This window comes from Clostridium sp. JN-1 (assembly GCF_003718715.1).
In the GTDB taxonomy this organism is placed as follows: Bacteria; Bacillota; Clostridia; order Clostridiales; family Clostridiaceae; genus Clostridium_AV.
In genome coordinates, this window is the sequence record NZ_CP033465.1 from 2,416,616 (window position 1) to 2,442,608 (window position 25,993).

20 protein-coding genes are annotated in these 25,993 nt (G+C 31.1%); 2 read left to right on the forward strand and 18 right to left on the reverse strand.

Going from position 1 to position 25,993, the window contains the following annotated elements:
• Positions 1-16: 16 nt before the first annotated feature.
• Positions 17-130, reverse strand: a complete 114-nt coding sequence (locus EBB51_RS11540) for a nitrous oxide-stimulated promoter family protein (RefSeq protein WP_123054586.1) — start codon at positions 128-130, stop codon at positions 17-19.
• A 396-nt stretch (positions 131-526) separates the two neighbouring features.
• Positions 527-649, reverse strand: coding sequence for a hypothetical protein (locus EBB51_RS13990; RefSeq protein WP_279221796.1), 123 nt, complete (start codon positions 647-649; stop codon positions 527-529).
• Between the two features lie 67 nt (positions 650-716).
• On the opposite strand from EBB51_RS13990, the gene EBB51_RS11550 reads away from it, so the two are divergent.
• A complete protein-coding gene (locus tag EBB51_RS11550; RefSeq protein WP_123054587.1) occupies positions 717-2,777 on the forward strand; it encodes a site-specific DNA-methyltransferase in 2,061 nt (686 codons plus the stop codon).
• A 3-nt stretch (positions 2,778-2,780) separates the two neighbouring features.
• Positions 2,781-3,092, forward strand: a complete 312-nt coding sequence (locus EBB51_RS11555) for a hypothetical protein (protein ID WP_123054588.1) — start codon at positions 2,781-2,783, stop codon at positions 3,090-3,092.
• A gap of 270 nt (positions 3,093-3,362) precedes the next feature.
• On the opposite strand, the gene EBB51_RS11560 is transcribed toward EBB51_RS11555, so the two are convergent.
• The 16 genes from EBB51_RS11560 to EBB51_RS11645 form a co-directional block, all read right to left on the reverse strand.
• Positions 3,363-3,860, reverse strand: a complete 498-nt coding sequence (locus tag EBB51_RS11560; RefSeq protein WP_123054589.1) for an isoprenylcysteine carboxylmethyltransferase family protein — start codon at positions 3,858-3,860, stop codon at positions 3,363-3,365.
• A gap of 29 nt (positions 3,861-3,889) precedes the next feature.
• A complete protein-coding gene (locus tag EBB51_RS11565) occupies positions 3,890-5,590 on the reverse strand; it encodes an HD-GYP domain-containing protein (protein WP_123054590.1) in 1,701 nt (566 codons plus the stop codon).
• A gap of 880 nt (positions 5,591-6,470) precedes the next feature.
• Entirely contained in the window at positions 6,471-7,889 is a 1,419-nt protein-coding gene (gene rlmD, locus EBB51_RS11575; protein ID WP_123054591.1) for a 23S rRNA (uracil(1939)-C(5))-methyltransferase RlmD, read from the reverse strand.
• A 306-nt stretch (positions 7,890-8,195) separates the two neighbouring features.
• On the reverse strand, positions 8,196-8,567 hold the full coding sequence (locus EBB51_RS11580; protein WP_123054592.1) for a DUF1540 domain-containing protein: 372 nt from the start codon (positions 8,565-8,567) through the stop codon (positions 8,196-8,198).
• 674 nt (positions 8,568-9,241) lie between these two features.
• Complete coding sequence (gene pyk / locus EBB51_RS11585; RefSeq protein ID WP_123054593.1) at positions 9,242-10,999, reverse strand: pyruvate kinase; 1,758 nt, start codon at positions 10,997-10,999, stop codon at positions 9,242-9,244.
• A gap of 101 nt (positions 11,000-11,100) precedes the next feature.
• On the reverse strand, positions 11,101-12,060 hold the full coding sequence (gene pfkA, locus EBB51_RS11590) for a 6-phosphofructokinase (RefSeq protein ID WP_123054594.1): 960 nt from the start codon (positions 12,058-12,060) through the stop codon (positions 11,101-11,103).
• Positions 12,061-12,486: 426 nt separating this feature from the next.
• Positions 12,487-15,960 (reverse strand): DNA polymerase III subunit alpha, encoded by a 3,474-nt coding sequence (locus EBB51_RS11600; RefSeq protein ID WP_123054595.1) that lies wholly within the window; start codon positions 15,958-15,960, stop codon positions 12,487-12,489.
• Between the two features lie 24 nt (positions 15,961-15,984).
• The gene (locus tag EBB51_RS11605; RefSeq protein WP_123054596.1) at positions 15,985-16,275 is read right to left on the reverse strand and encodes a Dabb family protein; all 291 of its coding nucleotides are present in this window, start codon (positions 16,273-16,275) and stop codon (positions 15,985-15,987) included.
• Positions 16,276-16,315: 40 nt separating this feature from the next.
• Positions 16,316-17,614: a DRTGG domain-containing protein gene (locus tag EBB51_RS11610; protein WP_123054597.1), complete on the reverse strand. Its 1,299-nt coding sequence runs from the start codon at positions 17,612-17,614 to the stop codon at positions 16,316-16,318.
• A gap of 9 nt (positions 17,615-17,623) precedes the next feature.
• Positions 17,624-18,577 (reverse strand): DNA-binding protein WhiA, encoded by a 954-nt coding sequence (gene whiA / locus EBB51_RS11615; protein ID WP_123054598.1) that lies wholly within the window; start codon positions 18,575-18,577, stop codon positions 17,624-17,626.
• 12 nt (positions 18,578-18,589) lie between these two features.
• Positions 18,590-19,921, reverse strand: coding sequence for a gluconeogenesis factor YvcK family protein (locus EBB51_RS11620; protein ID WP_123054599.1), 1,332 nt, complete (start codon positions 19,919-19,921; stop codon positions 18,590-18,592).
• Positions 19,918-20,802, reverse strand: a complete 885-nt coding sequence (gene rapZ / locus EBB51_RS11625) for an RNase adapter RapZ (protein ID WP_123054600.1) — start codon at positions 20,800-20,802, stop codon at positions 19,918-19,920. The genes EBB51_RS11620 and rapZ overlap by 4 nt, the downstream gene beginning before the upstream one ends.
• Positions 20,803-20,981: 179 nt before the next feature.
• On the reverse strand, positions 20,982-21,908 hold the full coding sequence (murB, locus tag EBB51_RS11630) for a UDP-N-acetylmuramate dehydrogenase (protein WP_123054601.1): 927 nt from the start codon (positions 21,906-21,908) through the stop codon (positions 20,982-20,984).
• Between the two features lie 58 nt (positions 21,909-21,966).
• Positions 21,967-22,698 carry a phosphatase gene (locus EBB51_RS11635; RefSeq protein WP_123054602.1) on the reverse strand — a complete coding sequence of 244 codons (732 nt, stop codon included), beginning with the start codon at positions 22,696-22,698 and terminating at the stop codon, positions 21,967-21,969.
• A gap of 86 nt (positions 22,699-22,784) precedes the next feature.
• Positions 22,785-24,650: an excinuclease ABC subunit UvrC gene (uvrC, locus tag EBB51_RS11640; protein ID WP_123054603.1), complete on the reverse strand. Its 1,866-nt coding sequence runs from the start codon at positions 24,648-24,650 to the stop codon at positions 22,785-22,787.
• A gap of 26 nt (positions 24,651-24,676) precedes the next feature.
• Positions 24,677-25,285 carry a metal-dependent hydrolase gene (locus EBB51_RS11645; protein ID WP_123054604.1) on the reverse strand — a complete coding sequence of 203 codons (609 nt, stop codon included), beginning with the start codon at positions 25,283-25,285 and terminating at the stop codon, positions 24,677-24,679.
• Between the last annotated feature and the right edge of the window lie 708 nt (positions 25,286-25,993).

Sequence of the window (25,993 nt, forward strand, 5' to 3'; positions counted from 1 at the left end):
TAGAAACTCTAATCTATCAATGTTTTTTAAATTTAGATATTAAGTGTTCAATAGACATTGCAGGATGATATATTATCATTCTAGGACCAGAATACCGCATTACTTTAATTATTATTTCCCACTTTACTATCTCCTTTCCTGTTCACAATATATTATCATACTCATCATCACCATCTATTAATTCTATGTTAAAAACCTATAAAAGCCAACATACACTTATAACTTTTTACAACTTATTTACAACTGTTGATACACCTTCTAAGTGAAATTTAATAAATAGCTTAATCATATTAATGAATACAATAAAAGAAGCATTGACTTTATACTATCAGTCAATGCTTCTACTTCATTTATACCAGCATCAGATCATATACCTATTACTATTTTGCAGCGAAGAGACAATCCTAGAACTTAAATATATCTTCTAGGTTTATAACCATACCTGGAAAAGCTGTGCTTATATAGTTATCGTTATTTTTAAAAACATTTGTTATTTTATACTGATTATCTATTAATGAATACTGTACTATATATCCTTCTTGTTCAACCTCTGTCCTATGTCCCCTGTCCTCTGTTTTTTTTGTCCTATGTCCCCTGATTTTGTTCTCTGCCTCTGTCCTCTATTTTTATGATATAATTTTAAATGCATAATTAATTGAATCCAATTTGTCAGCCGCAATGAAACTATCATTTTAAACTATATGGGGGAATAAAAAATGGTGATAGAAAGCAAACTTATGCTTGAAGTCAAAACTATTCTCAAAAGCTTTGGAAACAAATATTTTAATGGAAATAAACTAAAAAGGTACAAAGTTATAGAAGATTTAAACTCTTATGATGAAAACCTTATACAATGCCTATTAAACAATGAAACTATAAATAAGGACTTCGTCATATCAGTAAATGGCGCAGATATATTTAAACTCAATGAATTTATAGATATGTTTCAGTATAAGGAATTCTGGCAAGATAGCTATACAAACTACGCTAACAAGATAGGTCTTACATCTGGTGGAAAGTTTATAGATGAATGCGAGGATGTTGTTCTTGATTTTCCATATAAAGACACAGTTTTAAAAGCTGGAATGACAAAGGAAGATAAACAAAAAGAAGATTTAGCTCCTAATGAAATGTTCTTAAATGAAATTATTGCAAAAGACGAGATAGACGTTCTTTTTGATAAGAAGATATTTAAAAATGTAAAAAAGTATAGTGCTGAAGGTGTAAAACCTGTATCAGAATTTAACGAAGATGACAATTTGATTATAAAAGGTAACAATCTAATTGCTTTACACAGCCTTAAGGATAAGTATGCTGGAAAAATTAAGCTTATATATATAGACCCACCTTATAATACAGGCAGTGACAACTTTTTATATAATGATAAATACAGCCATTCGAGCTGGCTAATATTTATGAAAAACAGACTAGAGATTGCACGAGATTTATTAAGTGATGACGGGGTAATATTTGCTCAAATAGACGAAACAGAACAAGCATATTTAAAAGTATTAATGGATAATGTATTAGGATCATCAAATTTTATCAATACTATATCTGTTAAAATGAAAAATATTGCTGGTGCCAGCGGCGGCGGCAAAGGTAAAAAACTTAAGAAAAATATAGAATACATACATTTATTTTGTAAAGATATAAATAATGTAAGCGTATATAACCCTATATACAAGTACACTGAAATATATAATTTAGTTCAGAGTTATAAAGCTAGCGGCGTAAGCTGGAAATATACATCAGTTTTATATTATGAGGGAGATAAAGTATATGTAAAATCAACAGCTGATGGAAATGGTGATGAAATAAAAATTTTCAAGAGAATCAATCCAATTATTAAATCTATAGGTCAGATTGTAAAAGAAGAATCCATCACTGAAATGGAAGCTTATTATAAGTACATTGATAAAATATTTACTACAGCAATGCCTCAAAGTTCTATAAGACCAAGAGTTATGAAGGCTTTAGAAAATGAAAACGAAAAATTTAATCTATATAGCATTGAATATATCCCCAAGTCTGGGAAAAATAAAGGTAAAACTTATGAACAGTTTTATAAGGGCGGCAAGTTCAGGTTAATTACATGGCTTAGAGATGTTATAGAAAGCAAAGGTAATAAATACTTAAAAAAAGATCTAAAAGGTACATTTTGGGATGGATTTAATTTAAATAATCTATCAAAAGAAGGCGGTACTGTGTTTGAAAATGGTAAAAAGCCAGAAAAATTAATAAAAGATATAATATTGCTGTACGCAAAAAATAATGACATTATATTAGACTTCTATCTAGGAAGCGGCAGCACTGCTGCAGTCGCACATAAACTGGGCTTAAGGTATATTGGTATTGAACAAATGGATTACATTAATACAATATCAGTACCTAGACTTCAAAAAGTAATTGAAGGCGAGCAAAGCGGCATCTCTAAAGATGTAAATTGGCAGGGCGGCGGAAGCTTTGTTTATGCCGAACTATTTGAAAAAAACACAGGCTTTATAAAGGATATCTTAAATGCTGAAACTATAGACGACCTTAAAAAGGTCTATAACATCATGGTAGAAGTTGGAGGCCTAAATTTTAGAGCTGATTTATCAAAAATCGATTGGACTATGCCTTTTGAAGATAATCAAAAACTTCTTATAAAGATAATAGATAAAAACCAGCTTTACTTTAATTATTCAGAAATTGACGGCAGTGAAGTTCGTAAATATCTAACTGATGAAGAAGCAGCCTTCAATAAAAATTTTTATGAAAACTTGGAGGAATAGACTATGACTAATGCAAAAGGAAAAATAAAAGAGCTGGAACTCCCTACCTTAAAACTCCTAAAAAAGCAGGATGATATATCCTCTGAAAATGTAAATGATGAAGTCATAAAGAGACACTATGCTGTACCAGACTATATTATTAAAAATTTAAAGCACCTTCTAAGACCTTACCAAGAAGAAGCTGTAAGATACTTTCATTACTCCCAAGAGTTAAATGGAGCAGACGAATTATACAATCATCTTCTATTTAATATGGCAATAGGCTCTAGGAAAACAGATGTTATGGCTGTCCTGATTCAAAAAGTGAGTTTATAAATAGTTATAAGTGGCTTGGAAAACTAAAGATAGATGCAGTCGTGCCCTTTAATACAAAGAGTATATCACCTTTAGAAAAGCTAATAGCTGCTGAAAAATGTCTTAGATATATTCAAAACAGCATTAAAAGGAAATTAAGCAAAAGAGATTTCTATTTGGGGTGAATTTGTATATGTTTACCACTCCTGTAAGTTGATTCATCCTTTCTGACAAAGTTTTTTACTCCACAAAACATTATAAATTTTGTGCATTATCGAGAAAAGTTTTTCTTTATTTATGTTTCGGGAACCAAGGAATACATCTGTTTACTCTCGACTTATAAACTCGATATTCTTCTCCAAATGTTTTCTCCAGGGCTTCCTCTTCTCTTTTTACCAATAGTGTCATAGCTCCCCAGTAAATAATAATTAGCGGAAAAAGGAATAGATTATTTTCCCAAAAAATAAATCCAATAACAATAAGGGTAATTCCTGTATATAAAGGATTTCTCACCCAAGCAAAAACACCGGTTGTAATTAATTTATTATTCTTTATATGTTTAAGTAATTTACTGGTTTTCACAGTCTCTATGCATAAAAAAACTCCTAAAACAATCACGATGGTGCCAATAACAGACATTAACATTCTTAGAGATTCAAAATGACCGCCTGATAAATATTTCATCTTTGAAATATGAATGCCAATAATTGCTAATAAAGTAATGCTTGCAACATAGCACGGTCCAACGCCAAAGTATGATATCCTATTTCTATTTTGAATCTTATGCATACCTATAAGTACCCTCCATTATTTTTATATTATCTCATTAATTTTGTCTGTTTTTCAAATAGATGTTTGAATATACTACTCCTTAAGCTCTCATTAATATTTATAAATTTAAATTCATGGTAAACATTGTATCCAATTTCATAAGATTTCATTATTTTACCTGAAGCTGCTATAGGAGTTTCATCTTCAAATTTAAATTCTATAAAATATACCACATTTTTATTTAATTTTGAGGAATTCTCCTTATCAATATTAAATTTAATGCAGTCTCCTCCAAGTTCAGTTATAGCAACATCATAATTACTAGAACTATTAATACCAATCTTTCCAGGTATATTCCATAATAGGCTAAAATATTTATTTAAAGGTTTAAAACTCAAGTTCGATATAAATATATGATCTCTTTTAAAAGTTTGTAATTTGGGGATATACTCAAATATCCTTTCTTCTCTTTCAAAATATAAGATTGAGTTAGTAATCTTATTTATATCAAAATTTCTCAATTCATTTTTATCCCCACGAAATTGAAATTCATATCCTGATTCCCTTTTTATAAGACTGCCTTGAAAAGCATAATCTTTTGATTTAGTACTGAACAATAAAGTACTCCATGTAATAGGTCCCATTATATCATTATTATCAGTTACTAAATTACCTTTTAAAATATCTACCATTATATCAACTATTTCAGGGTCAAACTGTTTCCCTTTATTTTCTAGCAGCTCATTAATGACCTCATCAATTGACTTTGTTTTTTTATAACTCCTTTCAGATAGCATTGCATCAACAGCATCTGCTATTCCAATTATCCTGCTCATTAAAGGTATTTCTTCACCTTTTAGTCCATCAGGATAGCCTTTACCATCATATCTCTCATGGTGATGCTTCACTATAGTAGGTAAATTATTCAAGTAAACTACTCCATTAATAATTTCTTTAACAATATTATAACTATAAATTGAATGATTTTTTATAATATTGTACTCTTCAGTAGTTAGTTTCCCTTTTTTATTAAGAATAGCTTGTTTTATATATATTTTACCAACGTCATGGAGCACTGAAGCCATATAGAGATTATGTCTTTCTAACAAATTTAGTTTTAATTTTTCTGCAATAGAATCACTCCAATATGCTGCATTGTATGGATGATTAACCATAAATGGCTCTCTATCTCTTATAATCACAAAAAATATATGTATAATATTTAATAAAGTAGTGTTCTCTCTATGCTTCTCATAAATTGCATTAAAATTATATTGTATACGCTTAATTTTAGCTCTTATTTCGTATTGGTTTAATTTTTCAATAATTTCTATTTGGTCATTAAACATTCCTAAATATAAACATCCAATTATTTCATCATGAGTTATAGCTTGAGAGAAAATTGGTATGTATACTTCTTCTTCAATATTATCAATGTAAGGAGAGTATTGTTCATTATTATGGGAGTCTTCCCCTTTGTTATAAATTATAATCTGATGTTCTTTTAAAAGTAAATAAAATAAACTATTTGTTGTAGAATCTTTTAAGTAAACACTATCTTTATAGTTATCCAATGATTCATTATCTTTTATATAAGAACTTTTTACTTTTACAAATTGTTCATCATCATCAAACAAAAATATTCTGCATATATCACAATTGAACATAGCAGCTAATTCTGTTATTTTTTTAGTTAAGCTTTCATCAAATTGATTTGTTTTATTTATGGGATTGCATAAGGTTATCATTATATAAGTTTTCCTCCTCCGGTTTATATTGCTGGAGTAGTTTTATGCCTTCATTAAAGGTAAGACACAATATTATCATTTTTATTATAAGCAGATTTATCCAATGTTATCAGCCATAAGACTCCCGTACACTCTGCTTCCCTGCAAGTGATGAGTTAACGGCTGCTAATTCTTGGATAGGTTCAACTAAAATTAAGATAGGTCCAGGCTCTATATTAATCAAGTTTCACTTGATATTCTCTAACTTTAAATGTAATTCAACTTTCCAGAACAATATTGTTGATACATTTACATTTTATTGCTAAATTTATATTAAATCAAGCAATAAAAAAACTAGCTTACTATAACCATAATAAGCTAATTTAATGTAGAAAATTTTATTGTATTTATAATCATCCTATTTTAGTACTTTTCTTATCAGTTCAATTTCATCAATGTCTAAGTCTGTTAATTCCTTTATTGTTTCATTATCCATACCTTTTTATTGCTCTTTTGACTATCTCTATAGTTTTTTCTTTCATCTTTTACTACGTTTATAGCATTAAATAACCACCGCCAGTTTGGTAAAAGCTCAACTTTAATAACATTTCCACTCTATTCTATTATATCTTCATCAGGCTTCATCTTTAAAAATTCATCTGACATATTTTCATTTAAATTGTTTTCCACATCATCATAGCATTCCTGTATAACTGAATCTACTATGATTTTTTCAGATACACCTTTAAGACTTATCTGCTGTCCATCTATTTTTTAAAACTATATCACTAGAACCATAAACACTTATTATAGGCCCACTTTCAATAGCTCAAAGATTATAAATATCAAATCACTTTCACCTGCTTCAAAAATCCAAACTGCTATATATCATCAATTTTATCTACAAGATTTTCTCTATCCTTTTAAGCTTCACTACCGTCTCCACGTGTGCCGTTTGAGGGAACATATCAACTGGCTGTGCTTTTACAGCTGCATACCCTAAACTTTTAAGTATATTTAAGTCTCTAGCTAACGTGCTAGGATCACATGAAACATATACAACATTCCTTGGTTTCATAGCAGCTATTGCCTCTAGAAGTTTTCTGTCACAGCCTTTTCTAGGTGGATCGGCGACTACTACATCAGCCCTTATACCTTCTTCTACAAGCCTTGGTATGACCTTTTCCGATTCTCCTACTATGAACTCCACATTTTCTACATCGTTTTGTCCTGCGTTTATCCTAGCATTTTCAACAGCTTGTTGTACTATTTCAACACCATATACCTTTTTTGCCTTTTGTGATAAAAATAAAGATATTGTACCAGTACCACAATAAGCGTCAAATACTATTTCATCTCCAGTCAAACCTGCATACTCAAGTGCCTTACTATATAAAACTTCTGTTTGAACGGGATTTACTTGAAAAAATGAAAGAGGTGATATATTAAACTTAAAACTTGCTATGTAATCACTTATAAAATCATTTCCCCATAAAGTCTTGCACTCTTCACCTAAAATCACATTTGTCTTTTTTGTATTTATATTTTGAATTATACTCTTAATTGACTTTACATTTTCTATTAGACTTTGAACAAGTTCATCCTTACTTGGCAGTTCTCTTTTGTTGGTAACTAAAACTACCATAACTTCATTTGTCTTAAATCCTTTTCTAATCATTATATGCCTTATAATTCCATTCCCGCTTTGTTCATCATAAGGTTCTATATTATATTCAGTCATCCAACTTCTAACTATATTGATTATTTTATCAGATTCCTCATTTTGTATGCCGCATGTATCCATATTTATTATCTCATGGCTTCTCTTTGCATAAAACCCTATAATTACTTCTGCATCTTTTCTCCCTACTGGAAGCTGAACTTTATTTCTATAATTGTATGGATTTTGCATGCCTATGGTATCATATAAAATTACTGCATTATCATTATTTCTTTTATCTTCATCTGATTTTACAGAAAGCTTTCCTATTCTCTCCAAACAATCCTTCACTCTTTGTTTTTTTAACTTGAGCTGTGCTTCATATGAAAAATGTTGAAGCTGACATCCACCGCATCTTTTATATAAACTGCACATTGGTTCAACCCTATCTTTTGATGGGGTTATAACATTAAGTAATTTACCAAATGCAAAATTTTTATTTACCTTGACAATTTTAACATTAACTTCTTCCCCAGGCATTGCCCCCGGTACAAATATAGTAAAATCATGTACTTTACCTATACCTTCTCCTTCATAACCCGAACTATCTATATTTACAACATACTGCTCATTTTTAATTACAGGAATATTCTTTTTCATGTTTTCACCTACCACATTTAAAATCTTACTTAACCATTCTACATTTTACACAAGTTTTTGTCCACAAGCCACTATGCAAAAAATGCGAAGCATTTTTTGCATAGGACATAGGACAGAGGACAGAGAAGGTTGATTTTTTGCTAACGCAAAAAAATCTTTAAATTTATATAAGTTGGCAATGTTTCACCTTAGCGAAACGATCTATCAAAAATTTAATTAAAGATTTTTTGCAGTGCAGCGTAGAAAAATCCTCCTTCATTGTCCTCTGTCCTCTATTTTATGTCTTATGTCCTCTGTTTTTATGGTTTAACCATTATGTGGTTTAAAAGTTTCGCATTGTGTTGATTTACTATCTTGAGCTTCGGGTCCGTGTACTTGAACATTTTTTGCTTCACAAATTTTATTTACATTATGAACACAATTTTCAGCTTCACACTTTATATGCGGGCTCATTTCTATAGACTCATTAGTGAGTAATTGCTTAAATTCTCCTGCTAAATTTGAATTTGTAAAACGTGATGTCGTAGTACTTAATATACCCTTTTGTACAAAAGTTCCACAATCTGTTGAAGAACCTTCACGTGCATCAGAACCAGTTACATGAATCATATATGCATCACACAATCCATTGATATTATTTACGCACCTAGTAGCATCACAACTTAGTTTAGTACTCATATAAAATCCCTCCTACTCTTATATAGTTTTTTATTTAAGAGAAATTTTATACTTAAAAAATCAATTAAGTTGATTTCGCTGAGAAAACATCTTCCATGCACCTATCCTTTTTACTCTATAGGAATATATAACTCCCAATAGAGTAAAAAAAATGCACCATAAAGGTGCAAGAATAGAATCAGTTGTCTCTTTTTTCTCTATCATAATATTTTAACCATAATGTGTAATTATTATACATTATTAATTATTAAAATACAAGGCTGCTGCACCGCGATATCCATGCAAAACATTTAACTTATGCACAAACATCTGCTGGAGTATGAATTAACTGCAATTCGTAATATGCTGTTAATTATCCTCTATACAATAAACCTTCTTTTATACACATATAAGGTTTCTAGTTCATGCATTAACTTACACGCAGGGATATGCTGCTAAAATGAAAGCACATATAAATACTTTTTTATCATTCTTAGCGAAGTATTTTAGGAAATCTATAAATATTGATACTGTCTGAGGTACGAGTTTATCAATGTTTATTAGATTTTCAAAATACTGAGCCTTAGAATGATTAAAAGTATTTATCGTGCTGAAGTTTGGCAGTATATCCCGGAGTGTAGGTTAAGCTGCACCCTAGAAAACCTATAGTGCAGCAATCCCCTTTAATGTGTATATTATTTTATATTAGCTCTTCCGCTGTATACAATTCCTCTTGTAATATCAAGAGTTACAAATGAACCTGTTTTCAATATTTGAGTTGCACCGCCTGCATTACATATTATAGGTATATCCTTTGATATACATTCTATAGCTAAATGAGAAGTTAAACCTCCATCTTCAGCTATTACTCCAGATACTCTATCTAAAACTGATAAGTATTCCTTATCTAAGTTCTTTATTACAAGAACATCTCCAGTATCAACAACATCATATGCTTCTTTAGCATTTTTTACAACTTTAACTGTACCATATCCAGGATGATTACCTGCTCCTCTGCCTTGAACAAGTATATCTCCAACTATATGAACCTTTAACATATTTGTAGTTCCTGAATAACTTACAGGTATACCAGCTGCAATTACAACTAGATCACCTTTTTTAACATAATTAGTTTTTAAAGATATCTCAACAGATTTTTCTATTAATTCATCAGTTGAATCAACTTTTTGGGTTAATATTGCAAATACACCCCAGTTAAGTGCTAACTTTCTTGCAACACTTTCAGATGATGTAACAGCTATTATAGGACAAGCTGGTCTGTATTTTGATACAATTCTAGCTGTATGACCGCTTTGTGTAGCTGTAATTATTGCAGAAGCATTTAATTCTTGAGCCGTAGTACAAGTAGCAAAACTTATTGCATTAGGTACATTTTGAATGTGCATTCCTTTGTTCTTGTTCAATATGGATTCATAGTTTAATCTAGATTCTGCAGCTTGTGCTATTCTTGCCATAGTTTGTGCAGCTTCAACTGGATACTTTCCGTTTGCAGATTCTCCGCTTAACATTATAGCATCCGTACCATCAAATATTGCATTTGCTATATCTGAAGCTTCTGCTCTAGTTGGTCTAGGATTTCTTATCATTGAATCCAGCATTTGAGTTGCAGTTATTACTGGCTTACCTGCTTTATTGCATTTTTCAATTATCATTTTCTGTACAAGTGGTACTTTTTCCATAGGTATTTCTACTCCCATGTCGCCTCTTGCCACCATTATACCATCAGAAAATTTGATAATTTCATCTATGTTATGGACACCTTCTTGACTCTCAATCTTTGAGAATATAAGTATGTCATGTCCTCCATTTGCCTCTAAAATCTTTCTTATTGCAAGGACATCTGCTGCCTTTCTTATAAATGAAGCAGCTATCATATCAACACCTTGTTCACATCCAAATATTAAATCATCTTCATCTTTCTCAGTCATAGCTGGAAGATCGATAGATACTCCTGGAACATTTACTCCCTTATGGTTTCCTACTGTTCCAGCATTTTTTACTTTGCAGTGAATCTTGTTTCCTTCAACAGTTTCAACTTCAAGTCCAACTAATCCATCATCTATTAATATGCTGTCTCCAGCTTTTACATCATTGCATAATCCAGCATAAGTTATAGAACACTTTGTGTTATCTCCCATAACTTCTTCATTACAATATACGGTAAACTTGTCTCCCTCTTTTAAATCTACCTTTCCTTCTGCAAAGTTAAGAGTTCTTATTTCTGGTCCCTTTGTATCCAGCATTATAGCTATTGGCTTATTATATTTTTTCCTAAGTTTCTTTACAAGATCCATTCTCATCTTATGTTCTTCATGGTCACCATGTGAAAAATTGTGTCTTGAAACACTCATGCCTGCTTCAATTAACTTCGATAAAACTTCTTCGTTTCCACTTGCAGGTCCAATTGTAAAAATCATTTTAGTCTTTTGCATAATTACTCTCCTTATATAAATTTATTTTTTGTAATAAACTATTTATTTTAATTAATAGAAAATTATTTAATATTTAATTTATAAGTAATTAAATTAGCCAATTAATATGATAATACATTTGCTATTGTATAAAGCTGTTCATTGAATTTACGCGGTACAGCTAAAGCCTTATCTATATCCATATCAACTATTTTTCCACCGTTTATTCCAACAACTCTTGAGGATTTTCCTTCTGCTAACAATTCAACTGCTTTATATCCCATTCTAGAAGCTAATACTCTATCCATACAAGATGGACTTCCTCCTCTTTGAATATGACCAAGTTTAGTAGCCCTTGCCTCTATTCCAGTAACTTCTTCTATTTTCTCTGCTAATTGCTCTGCTCCCCCTATACCTTCTGCTAATACTATTAGATTATGCATTTTACCTCTCATTTTTCCTTCAAGTATAGTTCTGCACAAAGTATCTTGTTCATAACCTTTTTCAGGTACAATTATACTTTCAGCACCACCAGCGAGTCCTGAATAAAGTGCTATATCTCCACAATTTCTTCCCATTACCTCTATAACACTTACTCTTTCATGTGATGTAGATGTATCTCTTAATTTATTTATTGCATCTAATACAGTATTTGTTGCTGTATCAAATCCTATAGTATAATCTGTATATGGTAAATCATTATCAATAGTACCAGGTAAACCAACTGCCGCTATTCCTAACTTTGATAACAATTGAGCTCCTCTAAACGAACCATCTCCACCTATAACTACTAATCCATCTATTCTAAAAGTTTTTAGTATATTAACAGCTTTTTTTCTTCCTGCTTCTGTTTTAAACTCTTCACAGCGTGCAGTTCTAAGTATGGTTCCTCCTCTTTGTATAATATCAGCTACACTGTGTCTATCCATTCTAAATATTTCACCATTTAGCAAACCGCTGTAGCCTCTTTGTATTCCCATTACTTCAAAGCCTTTATCCAATCCTGATCTAACTACTGCTCTTATTGCAGCGTTCATTCCAGGTGCATCTCCACCACTTGTTAATATAGCTATTGTTTTCATATTTATACCTCCTATGACCGCATGGACAATTTATGTCCCACACTAATTACATGCCAACTGTGTCTATTATATCATACAATACCGGGTTTTTCATTATTCGCCATCAATTAAATGAAAATCTTTTATATATCGACATATTACAATTGTTAGTCACATGTTAAGTTCTTAAGTGAACTGCCCCGACCACACGGGTACGGGGCTTCATATAGAAAATTGACAGTCTATGCTATCCTTATTCTAACAGGCGTATCCACTTCGCCGCTGCTGTATAGTGCGTTTAAACACACAGCACCACTTTTCTTTAATATCTGCATTTAAATAAACTAACTTTTTGAGTTTATCCAGCAGTAATAATGCTTTTAGGAAAGCTATAACTTCACTTTTATTTTGTTTATTATACAAAAAAATATACTATAATTTGAAACTCTAAATTAATTTTATATTGTCATCTCCAAATTCTTTTTTCAAGTTGTAAATTATCTCATCATTAACTTTTACCCAATATTCACTATCCAATCTAAATTTTTTTCTCTCTTTTTTTGTACAAATATACATAGGAGTATTGCCTTTAAATTCACATAAAATTTTCTTTAAGTTATTTATTGCTGGCCTTATCAAAGCTTCTTCTTCTATTAATATATAAAGTTTTTGACTATTTATTTTTACTAAAGGTTCAATACTTTCACATAATATTTTAGGCGGCTCATCTTCTCTTATACTAACTCTTCCTGTAACTGTTATTAGATTATCATCATCTATCAAATTTCTAAATTTATTAAATGTCCTTGGAAACACTATGACCTCTATATCTCCATATAAATCTTCCACATTTATAAATGCCATCATCTCATTATTTCTAGTTATCTTTTTACTTGAAGAGGTTATAATACCGCCTACAATTACTCTAGTTCCATCTTTTACTTTAACTTGACTTGCTAATTCATTTTCAAGTGATTTAGTTCCGAGTATATCTGATATTTTTACACTAGTTTGAAGTTCAAGGGTTTTTTTGTATTCATCTAAAGGGTGGCCTGATATATAAAGACCTGTCATTTCTTTTTCCATTGCCAGAATATATTTTTTCTCAAATTCCTTTATATTAGGATATTGAATTCCAACTTGGCTGTCACTCAAGTTAGAAAATAAACTCAACTGTCCTTCTATATTCTTCTTTCTCGAACTACTTACACCATCAAGTACTCTTTCGTAAACTGCCAGCATCTTTGAACGATATACATTGAAGCAGTCAAAAGCACCTGATTTAATCAAGCTTTCTACAACCCTTTTATTTATACATGATATGTCTATTTTATTGCAAAAATCCATCAAATCCTTAAAATTGCCTTTCTTGTCTCTTGATTTAATTATACTATCTATTACATTATCTCCTGCATTTTTGATAGCAGAAAGTCCAAATCTAATTTTATCTCCTTTAACAGTAAATTTTGCATAACTTTCATTTATGTCCGGCGGAAGAACTTCTATACCTGTCTCATTAACAAACCTTATGTAATATGCTACTTTATCACTATCACCTTTTACGCTGTTAAGCATAGCTGCAATATACTCAGCTGGATAGTAACACATCATATATGCAGTTTGGAATGCAACTACTGCATATGCAGCTGCATGGCTTTTGTTAAAAGCATACGATGCAAAATCCATCATTGAATCAAATATTTTATTTGCTGCATCTTCTGATATACCATTTCTAATACACCCTGGTACTTTAACTTCTCCTTTTTCATCAACTATACCATATATGAAATTCTTTCTTTCTTCTTCCATGACATGGTGCTTTTTTTTGGACATAGCACGCCTTACAAGGTCACTTCTTCCCATTGAATATCCTGCTAGTTTTCTAACTATCTCCATAACTTGTTCTTGATAAACCATACATCCGTAAGTTACAGAAAGTATTGACTGCAATTCAGGAGTAACGTATTCAACATTTCCAGGGTTATTCTTGTTATCAATATATTTAGGAATTTCAGCCATAGGACCCGGTCTGTACAAACTAATTCCAGCTATGATATCTTCAAGCGAATCTGGTTTTAACTCTTTCATAAACGACGTCATTCCAGCTGACTCAAGTTGGAATACCCCTACAGTCTTTCCCTTACCTATCATATTATAGACTTTTTGATCTTCATAGTTTATCTTATCTAAGTCTATGGATACTCCTTTATTTTCCTTGACCATATTCACTGTATCTCTTAATACAGTAAGAGTTCTAAGCCCTAAGAAATCCATTTTTAATAGTCCCAATTCTTCAAGCGTACCCATTGTAAATTGAGTTACTATATTGTCTTCATTCTTTTGAAGCGGCACATAATTTACCAGAGGCTCAGATGCTATAACAACTCCAGCTGCATGAGTAGATGTATGCCTTGGCAGACCTTCAAGTGATCTTGCTATATCTATGAGTTCTTTTGTTCTAGATTCACTATCATAAGCTCCTTTTAATTCAGGATTTAATTCAAGTGCCTTATCTATAGTTATGTTTAAAACACTTGGAATCATCTTTGCTATTCTATCAACTTCTGCATAAGGATAGTCCATTGCCCTGCCAACGTCTCTTATACAAGCTCTTGCAGCCATAGTTCCAAATGTTATAATTTGAGAAACATTATTTTCTCCATACTTTTTAACTACATAATCTATCATTTCTCCGCGTCTCTCATAACAAAAGTCGGAATCTATATCAGGCATAGATACACGCTCCGGATTTAAAAAACGTTCAAAAATGAGTCCATATTTTATAGGATCTATTTTGGTTATCCCAAGTGTGTAAGCAACTATGGAACCTGCAGCAGAACCTCTACCTGGACCAGTCATTATTCCACTTTCTCTTGCAAACCTTATAAAATCCCAAACTATTAGAAAATAATCAACATATCCCATCTGCTCTATTATTCCAAGTTCATAATCAAGTCTTTCTTTTAGTTTATAAGTTACATCCTCATATCTTTCCTTGAGTCCATCATAACATAACTTTTTCAAATACTCATAAGGGTCAACCCCTTCAGGCAGTGGAAACTTTGGAAGCTTAGATTTGTGAAATTCATAATCAAAGCTGCATTCTTCTGCAATTTTAACTGTGTTTTCTAAGGCTTCTGGTACATATGAAAATATTTCATACATCTCTTCTGGGGATTTTAAATAAAATTCATCAGAAGGATATCTCATCCTGTTTTTTTCATCTACTGTTTTTCCAGTTTGTATACATAAAAGCACATCATGAGCTCTATAATCTTCTTTTTTTATATAATGAACATCATTAGTTGCTGCGAGCGGTATTTGAAGCTCTTTAGACATTTTTATAAGCTCTTCGTCTACTTTTAACTGTTCCTCCATACCATGGTACTGTAATTCCAAATAAAATCCATCTTTAAATATATCTTTATAAAAAAGAGCTGTTTCTTTTGCTTTATCCAGTTTATTTTTTAATATGTAAGATTGAATTTCTCCTCCAAGACATGCACTTAAAGCTATTATTCCTTCACTGTGATCTTTTAAATAATCGTGATCTACCCTTGGTTTATAGTAAAATCCGTCAATTGATGCTTTAGACACTATTTTCATCAAATTATTATAACCAGTTTCATTCTTTACAAGAAGTACTAGATGATAATTTCCATTTTCCCTATCATTTTGTTTTATATACATAGATTTTGAGGCAACATATACTTCACAGCCTATTATTGGTTTTATTCCCTGTGCCTTTGCTTCCTTATAAAACTCTACGCATCCATACATCACTCCATGATCCGTTATTGCTATACTCTTCATATCAAGTTCTTTTGCCCTTGCTATAAGATCATGGATTTTAGCCGAAGAATCCAAAAGTGAATACCCTGTATGTTGATGCAAACTTATCCATTCATACTTTTTTCCCACATACTCACCCTATTTCTTTTATTATTAGTCTTCGAAGTCAACTGCTGCAGATGATTCAAGCATTGGTTTCAGATTATCTAAAACTTCATGTACATGAACTGGATGTACTTGATATTCATCCATGCCTTCTTTTGAATCAAATTTGGCTATAAGTGCTATATCATATGATCTTGCTGAGTGCACAGCATCTGCTCCAACTTTAACACTTTTAAGAGTAGGAACTTTTCCATCTACTCTCTTTAAAATTTGAACTGCCTTGTTTACATTTTCTGGACTTTTGTCCTTTAACTTAAAAAAAACTACATGAGTAAACATCTTTAAATCAATCCTCTCTATTTAAAATTAATAAAGTATGCTATTTCTTAAGGACCTTCGCTGATAAAAATGTTTTTGATATTATATCCTTTTTATCATCATACATATCTATTTGAACTTTACAAAAATTTCTTCCTACTTCTATAATATCAGTATGTATTTCTATAGTATTATCTATCTGAACGGCTTTCATAAAATAAGTATTTATATTATCTACAAATACATTTATATTATTTTTTTGCCTTAATGCCATTATACCCATTGTTGATACCAGCATATTTAATGAACTCCATGAAGCAGTACCTATAGGGTCAAGCATTGCAGTAGTTATTTTTCCTAAAAAACAAGCCTTATCTCCATTTGATTTAAGCTCAAAGTTCTTAAGTATCAAATCTTCTAAGGTTTCAACTGATTGTGGCTGTCTTGACATGTATTGAAGTGCTCTTATGACATCTCTTTTCGTGACTACTCCTATTAATTCTTTACCATTTACAATTGGGAACATTTCAATATCTTCCCATGACATAATATGTGCAGCATATGCAGCCGTCGTCTTTGGAGTTAATGTTATAAAATCCTTATCCATAACCTTTCCTACATATTCATCATCTTCACTTAATAACTCCTTCAATGTAACTATACCAATAACCTTATTATTATCATCTACCACAGGATACCTTTGGTGCTGCGTTTCTCTCACTAGCTGTTTCAACTTTCTTATTGTATCATTGGCTTTTAAAGAATATGGACTGCTTTCCATAATATCTTCTATTAAAACTATATCTTTCTTTATAAGCTTTTCAGAAATAGCTTTATTTATAAGACTGGCAACAGTAAATGTATCATACTTTGTGGATATTATTGGTAAACACTTTTCACTAGCTAACTTTTTCATCTCGCAGCTGCATTTAAATCCACCTGTTATAAGAACTCCACATTGATTCATAAGTCCCAGCCTTTGTGTTTCTTCCCTATTTCCAGTTATTAAAAGACAATCAGGGGTTATATATTTCATCATTGCATCAATAGTCATTGCCCCTATTACAAACCTATGTAATGTTTTATATATTCCATTTTTTCCTCCAAGCAAAGTACCATCAACTATATTAATAACCTGTCCATAAGTTAAAACTTCTACATTCTTTTTTTCTACTTTTTCTATTCTAACCGTTCCTACCCTTGGTATAGTAGTAACTATTCCAAGAGTATCAGAATCTTTTATAGCTCTATACGCTGTTCCATCACTAACGCCTAAACTGCTAGCTATGCCTCTAACTGAAATTTTTGTACCAACATCAAGTGAAAGTATGTACTTAATTATATCTTCATGTTTTGACAAAATTAATTTTTACCTTCCTTCTCTCTTAAGTTCCTCTGCTATTTTTTCTATTCTTCTAAGCCTGTGATTGGCACCTGACTTACCAACAGGAGGATTTAGCATTTCTCCAAGTTCTTTTAATGATTCATCAGGGTAATTTAATCTAAGTTCTGCTATTTCCCTTAAATTTTTAGGTAATCTATTTAATCCTATTTCTTTTTGGATGATCTTTATACTCTCTGCCTGTCTTACTGCAGCATTTACCGTTTTGCTCAAATTAGCAGTTTCGCAATTCACAAGTCTATTTACGTTATTTCTCATTTCTTTCATTATTCTTACGTTTTCTAATTTTAAAAGCGAAGTATGGGCACCTATTATATTCAATAAGTCAACTATTTGTTCGCCTTCCTTTAAATATACAATATAACTATTTTTTCTCTTTATGACCTTCGAATTTAAATTATATCCATTTATAAGTTTACTTAAATCATTTGCATAATCATTATCATGGGTTACAAACTCAAGATGATAAGTTTTCTCGGGGTTACTTACACTTCCTCCTCCAAGAAAAGCACCTCTTATATATGCTCTTTTGCATCTTTCATCATCTATAACGTTTTTAGGAATACTATAGTCTAAAGCAAATACATCATATTCTTCTTTAAGCAGCCCAACCTCTTTAAGTAACTCCTTAACTCCCATGTCCTCAGTTATCAAAACTATATAGAGGTTATTTTTTTTAAGTGAATTACTCTTTTTTACCGCTATACGTGTACGTATACCAAAATACTTCTTTAATAGCTTGAATATAAACCTTGCAATAGCTGGATTTTCAGTTATAACTTTAAATCCAAACTGTTTATTTCCTCCAAGCATAAGAGTGCCGCTAACTTTCATTATAGCTGACAATTCCGATACAGCTTCTATCTTACTCATATCTGAATACCTGCAAACTTCGTTTTTTACTTTAAGTGAGAACGACATTGTTTATTCCCCCTATTTACTTTTATTTTGCTTCAACCTCTCTGATAAATAGAAGTATTCAATAATTTTCTTCCTGTCATATAAAAGTTTTTTATCCATAATTGTCTCTATCAAAATAGAAGCTAACTTTTCAGAATTATGTCTTACTAGACCATTCTTTATAGTTATAAAATTTCCTTTAATTATTTCCACATTAAGTTTTTTTATTTCTTCTGTATCTATTTTTACTAAATGTGCTTCTCCCTCTTTGTACTTATCTATTAATGTAGAATCAATCTCTCCAGCATTAACAACTACATAATCAATTACCTTGGTTCCAATATGATTAAATATTGCCTTTATATGGTCTCCAACAGCATATCCATCAGTTTCACCATTTTGAGTCATTATATTGGAAACATATAATTTTACAGCTTGAGTTTTCTTTAAACTATTTGCTATACCATTAACCATTAAGTTTGGAATAACACTTGTATATAAACTTCCAGGACCAAGTATTATAGCATCAGCTTCCATTATTGATTGAACTGCTTCATCCAGAGCTTTAGCATTAGAAGGTTCTATAAAAACTCTTTCAATTGGACTTCCATTTTGGACAGCAGCTTTTGGAATATTTGATTCTCCTTCTACTATCATTCCATTTTTTAACTTTGCCTTCAATATGACATTATCTAATGTGACAGGTATTACTTTACCTGTCACAGCCAAAACAGAACTTACTTTGTGAACAGCTTCTTCAAAATTACTAGATATGCCATCCATAGCTGCTAAAAATAAATTACCAAAGCTTTGATTTTTAAGTTTTCCATCCTTGAATCTATATTGAAGTAAATCTTCCATAAGCGGTTCTGTATCTGCTAAAGCAAGTATACAATTTCTTATGTCACCTGGTGGAAGTATTCCAAGATCTTCTCTTAGCTCACCTGATCCACCTCCATCATCTGCAACAGTAACTATAGCTGTTATATTGGAAGTATAGTACTTTAGTCCTCTAAGCATAGTAGATAGACCTGTTCCGCCTCCAATTACAACAATTTTAGGTCCCTTTACAAGTAACCTTCTTTCATATATCAGGTTCTCCAATTTTTTTGAATCTATAGATACGTTCAAATAGCCTTTATTTATTAAGGCTATTATAGAACGCATACCCTGAGTTATGGAAATATATAGAACAAAAACTCCAGTCAGCATCAAAAATACATAAAATGATATATAGTAAACACTATAAAATCTTCTGTTTATAAATTCTATTACTCCAAATATTATAAATAGTATACCCATAGCACCAAGTAGAATCCATCTTTTAACTTTTATTCCCGGTCTAAACCAGTCTACTAGTTTCATAGTTTTTTACCACCTTTATTGATATCTTCTTCGATATCCCTGTGATCTATGTTAACTTCATATCCAGAATCTTTAAGTTTATTATAGATACTATTAGCGATAACTACAGAACGATGCCTTCCTCCAGTACATCCAATTGAGACAATCAACTGTCTTTTACCTTCTTTTAAATAATTTGGAATTAGGAAGTTCAACATATCGTCTAATTTTGCTATAAACTTCTTAGTCTCACTAAAATTCATCACGTACTTATTAACAGGTTCATCTTTTCCTGAAAACTTCTTTAATTCAGGTATATAATAAGGATTAGGCAAAAATCTAACATCAAATACTAAGTCGGAATCGACAGGTATGCCGTACTTAAATCCAAATGATACTATTGTAATCATAAGTTCAGTTTCGATTTGGCCTTCTTCAGAATAAATTCTAGTTATCTCTTCTCTAAGTTCCCTTATAGCGAGCTTTGATGTATCAATAATATTATCTGATCTATCTTTAACTTCTCTTAATCTATTTCTTTCCATTGCTATACCATTTAGTATTCTTCCATCTGGTGCTAAAGGATGCTTTCTCCTAGTCTCCTTAAAGCGTTTCACAAGTACTTCATCTGAAGCATCTAAAAATAAAATTTCATATTTATAGCCTTGATCTCTTAGATAGTTTAAGCTTTCAAATAAGTCATCAAAAAATTTTCCGCCCCTTATATCTATAACCAAAGCTATTTTATCTATTCTACCATCCGTTTGATAACAAGCTTCTGCAAACTTTGGTATCAATGTAGGTGGAAGATTATCTACACAAAAATATCCTAGATCTTCTAGGTTTCTTATTGCCTGAGTTTTCCCTGCACCTGACAGACCTGTTACTATGACAAATCTCATAATTAAACCTCCAGTAATCAAATTGTTATGTCTTTTCATCTTATGTTAAACGATCAACTTACAATTATCTTATGTTCAATTATATCATAACATATTTTAATAAGAAATATGGAATAGAACATGGAGAACTTAACGTTTTACTATATGTTAAGTTCTCCATATCAACTAAAAATTAAGCATTATTTATTAACTTTTTCATCACCAATTATTCTTACTTCTGTATAAAGATCAACGTTAAATTTTTCTTTTACCCTTTCTTGTATTAGTTTTATTAAATCTAAAATGTCTTTTGCAGTTGCATTGCCCTTATTTATTACAAAACCAGAATGTTTTTTAGATACTTCTGCACCGCCAACACTTAATCCCTTAAGTCCAGTATCCTCTATAAGTTTAGCTGCAAAATATCCATCAGGTCTTTTAAAAGTACTTCCTGCTGAAGGATACTCCAGCGGCTGTTTCTCACTTCTTCTAGTATTTAAATCGTCTATTCTACTTTTTATCTTGTTATGATCACCTTTTTTTAAGTCAAAAGTTACTTGAAGCACTGTATATCCATATTTTAATATAGAACTCATTCTATATCCAAGATTCAAACCCTCTCTGTCAAGCAGCTTTATATTTCCACATTTATCTATGACTTTAGCACTTTCTATTATTTGAGACATTTCTCCATTATAAGCACCTGCATTCATTGTAACTGCTCCGCCTACACTTCCAGGAATTCCACATGCAAATTCAAAACCTGTTAGACTCTCCTTAAGTGCAGCTTTGCATACATCTTTTAAAGTTGCTCCACTTTGGGCTGTTACTTTTTCTCCCGACACAGATACTTTATTTAACTTACATAGTTTTATAACTACTCCTTTTATTCCTCCATCTCTAACTAATAAATTTGAGCCATTACCTATTATGTAGTATGGTACATCATTTTCATTACATATCTTTACTGTACTTATAACTTGCTCAAAACTTTTTGGAGTAACTAACACATCTACAGGTCCCCCTACTTCAAACGACGTATGGTTTTTCATAGGTTCATCTATCTTTATATCTTCTTTTTCTAATATCTTACTCAAACTTTTACTAATATCTTTAAATCCATTCATGACATAATCTCCTCAAACTTAAAATTTATCCATATCTAGTATAATGTATGTTTTGCCCTTAATCAAGATTAACATCACTTAACTTTCCTCTATTTTTTAAATATCTTATAATCTTTTTCTCATCCAAATTCATTATGAGCTCTTCTGGCATCTCAATTTTCTTTAATAATTCATCTGCTCTTGAAAATTGTCCTATTTGAAAGCAAGTATGTGCATCACTGCCAATTATCACTTTAACACCATACTTTTTACAAAGCTCAGCTATCTTTAGGCAATTCTCGTAACTTCCTGGTCTTGAAATAAATGAACTATTATTTATTTCTATAAGAATATCCTTCTTTTTAGCCTTTTTAATAACTTCCTCATAATCTGCAGGGAAAGACGCGTTTCCCATATGACCTATTATATGAACATTATCATTATCCATTACTTTTAAAAGTGCCTGCGTATGTTCTTCCTCACTTGACGGATCTATACATACATCATGTAAACTAGCTATAACTATATCCAATTTATTTTGGATATCCTTAGATATATCCAAATCTCCATTATAGTTTATTATGTTTGCTTCGCATCCCCTTAAGTTTAAAACCCCATACAGCCTTCGCGGTAAAGCTTTTAAATTGTTAAAATAAAATTCATGAGGTCCCCCGGGCATTTTAGGGCCATGATCAGTTGTACCAAGTATTTTTAATCCAATATCAGATGCGTGTTTAACATTTTCCAGCCAAGTAGTATAAGCATGGCCACTTACTATAGTATGTGTATGTGTATCTAAAACGTATTTCATTCAAATAACCTCCCAAATAAATGCATATGTATACATCTTAGTCATTAATTATATTTTCTATTCTTTGTTATTTATATTTTAACTTATCACTTATCACTATTAAAGTATTCTATTATACTATTAGCTGCTTTCTTGTCTATTGTAGATAACCTTATGAGTTCGTCATAAGTTGCAACCTTTATATTTTCTATACTCCCAAAGCTTTTAAGAAGTTCCTTCCTTCTCTTTTCTCCTATATTAGGTATATCATCTAACACAGAATGCAGTACTCTCTTTTTTCTTAAACTCCTGTGATAAGTTATTGCAAATCTATGAACTTCATCTTGTATTCTAGTTATAAATTTAATTAAATTTGAGTTTGACTTTAATTGCAATTCAATATTATTATAGATGATCCCCCTAGTATTGTGATTATCATCCTTAACCATACCGCAGACAGGTATATCTAAATCAAATTCATTTAAAACACTTAATGCAATATTAACCTGTCCTCTTCCTCCGTCCATCATTATTAAATCTGGAAAAATACAAAACTTTCCAGACGTTAAATTTAGCTTTTTCTCTTGTATACCCTTTATTTCGTCAAATCCATGTTTAAATCTTCTTGTTAAAATTTCTCTCATGCTGTCATAATCATTTGCACCCTTTACTGTATTTATCTTAAATCTTCTGTAATCACTATTTTTAGGTCTTCCATTTTCAAATACAATCATGCTGCCAACTGAATCAACTCCTTGAATATCTGATATATCATAAGCTTCTATTCTCTCTGGAATTGACTCCAAATTTAATGCGTCAGCAAGATCATTTAAAACAGATTCATAAAATTTTTTGTCACGCATAATTTTAAGCTTAAAGTGTTCAAGGGTTATTTTAGCATTTTCTTCGACTAAATTTAAAGTATCCTTTTTTTCACCCTTTTGCGGTATTTTTATAGATACCTTTGATCCTCTCTTCATACCAAGCCACTGTTCAAGTAATTCCTTATCCTCTATATACGGCAAAAATAGATATTTTGGCACAAATGCAGTTCCACCATAAAACTCTTTTATAAAATCTGCCATAACTTGTGATTTATCATCACCTGCACTATTTTCTATTATAAAGTGCTCTCTCCCTATTATCTTGCCTCCGCGCAGGAAAAATACTTGTACACACGTATCTTTATCATCACTATACATATTAATAAAATCTTCATTTTCAAAGTTTCCAGTTATTATTTTTTGCTTTTCAATGACTTTTTGCACTGCAAATATCTTGTCTCTAATTCCTGCTGCTTTTTCAAATTCTAAATTTTCAGATGCAGATTCCATTTGATTTTTTAAGTTTTTAATTATATATTTATCCTTACCAGATAACAAGTCACTAACACCTTTAACTATTTTACCATATTCACTTTTGCTTATATATCCAGCACACGGTGCTTTACATAACCCCATCTGATAATTTAAGCAGGGCCTTACCCTCTCACCATTTTCCCTTATAAGTTTTTTACACGTCCTTAACGGGAAAATTTTTTTAAGTAATTCCATAGTTTCATTTACAGCAGACACATTTGTATATGGTCCAAAGTACTTTGATCCATCCTTTGCAAGTACCCTAGTTATAAACATTTTCGGAAAGTCATCATTGACAGTTATCTTTATAAAAGGGTAATGTTTGTCATCTTTTAATAAAATATTATATCTTGGTCTGTATTTTTTTATTAAATTACATTCTAAAATTAAAGCTTCAATTTCCGAATCAGTAATTATGTATTCAAATTCAGCTATATTACTCACCATAGCCTTAACTTTTTCCGAGTGATTTTTTGAGCTTTGAAAATACTGTTTTACCCTATTTTTTAGTGATTTTGCTTTTCCGACATATATCACTTCATTTAAATTATTTCTCATTATATAAACGCCGGGTTTTTCTGGCAGCATTTTTAATTGATACTTAAGATCGAACACAAAATCACCTCATAACCTCTAAGAATTCACGTGCGTAAAATTACAGGAAGCTTATATATAGTAAATAATAACCCAAATATCATTATAAGTTCCTCTATAGTAGAACCTATTTTGGAATTACTCTTATAAGTAATAGGCAATTTAACTTTTTTACTTCTAAATGGATAAAACGCTGGTATTCCCTTACTAGTTGCCATATCACAAAGTAAATGCATACCATAACCAATTATAAAGTAGTACACTATATAATGTATGCTGTACATATTGCCTATATATGCAGCAATAAACGAAAACAGTATCATTCCAGACAAACTATGAGTTAACCCATTTCTATGAGATGACACAGCTATTACTAGCAAAGAAACTCCTAAAGCTTTAAAAGCAGGCTCTTTAAAGTTTAAATAATTATACCACAAAATTATTATACCCAAACAAAAGTATACAACAGTCTTTGTGGTTTTATTTTTAAAAGGCAAAATATACTTATTTATTAAACTCTTAGGATGATCTATGTCTGGAAGAATAGACGCAAAAGCAACTACTATAATTCCAGTAAAATTAAATTTCCCAGGCAAACTATTACAAAGTGCTAAAAAAGTAACCATTCCAACTCCAGCATGAGTTTTTCCCTTCATATTTTTACCTCGTCAATTATTCTAAATTTATTTATATTGCAGTTAATTATCTTTGTTATTGTCTATATTATATCATTAAAATTATAATTGTTTTACTTTTTACAACAAAATTTTCCGGGAAATACTATTGCATTTTACAACTATAACAAAAAAAGCTCTATTGAGCTTTTTTAGGGGACAATTGACAAAGGACAGGGTCAGAGGACAAAGGACAATTGACAGAGAAGGAGGATTTTTCTCCGCTGCGCTTACGAAAAATCTTTAATAAAAAAGCGGCCATAGCCGCGTTATTTCGCTTCGCTCAATTTTTTTTGGGCGCAGCCCTTAACTAGGCTGCTTTATTACTACTTTTCTTATTATTACATTTTTATATACTATACTTTTTATGCGATAGCATATTAATATCGTATACTTTAAAACTCATATGTTATTCTATAAACATCTTCATATTTTTTTGGTCTCATTATAGATCCGTATTTTTCGCAACTAAACGTAGGTGGTTCAATTATATTTTCACCATCTAACAATATTTTCTACCATCTTTTCCTTAATGCTGTATAGTTTATATGCCTGGTATTTCTCCAAACCGTGATTTTACCTGCCCCACCTTTGGTAACAATCAAATGCACATGGAGATTCCATAAAAAATAAAATAATAAAATCAACGGTCTCCCGGTCTGCGGGCTTACCAGCCCTTAAAGTAAGCGT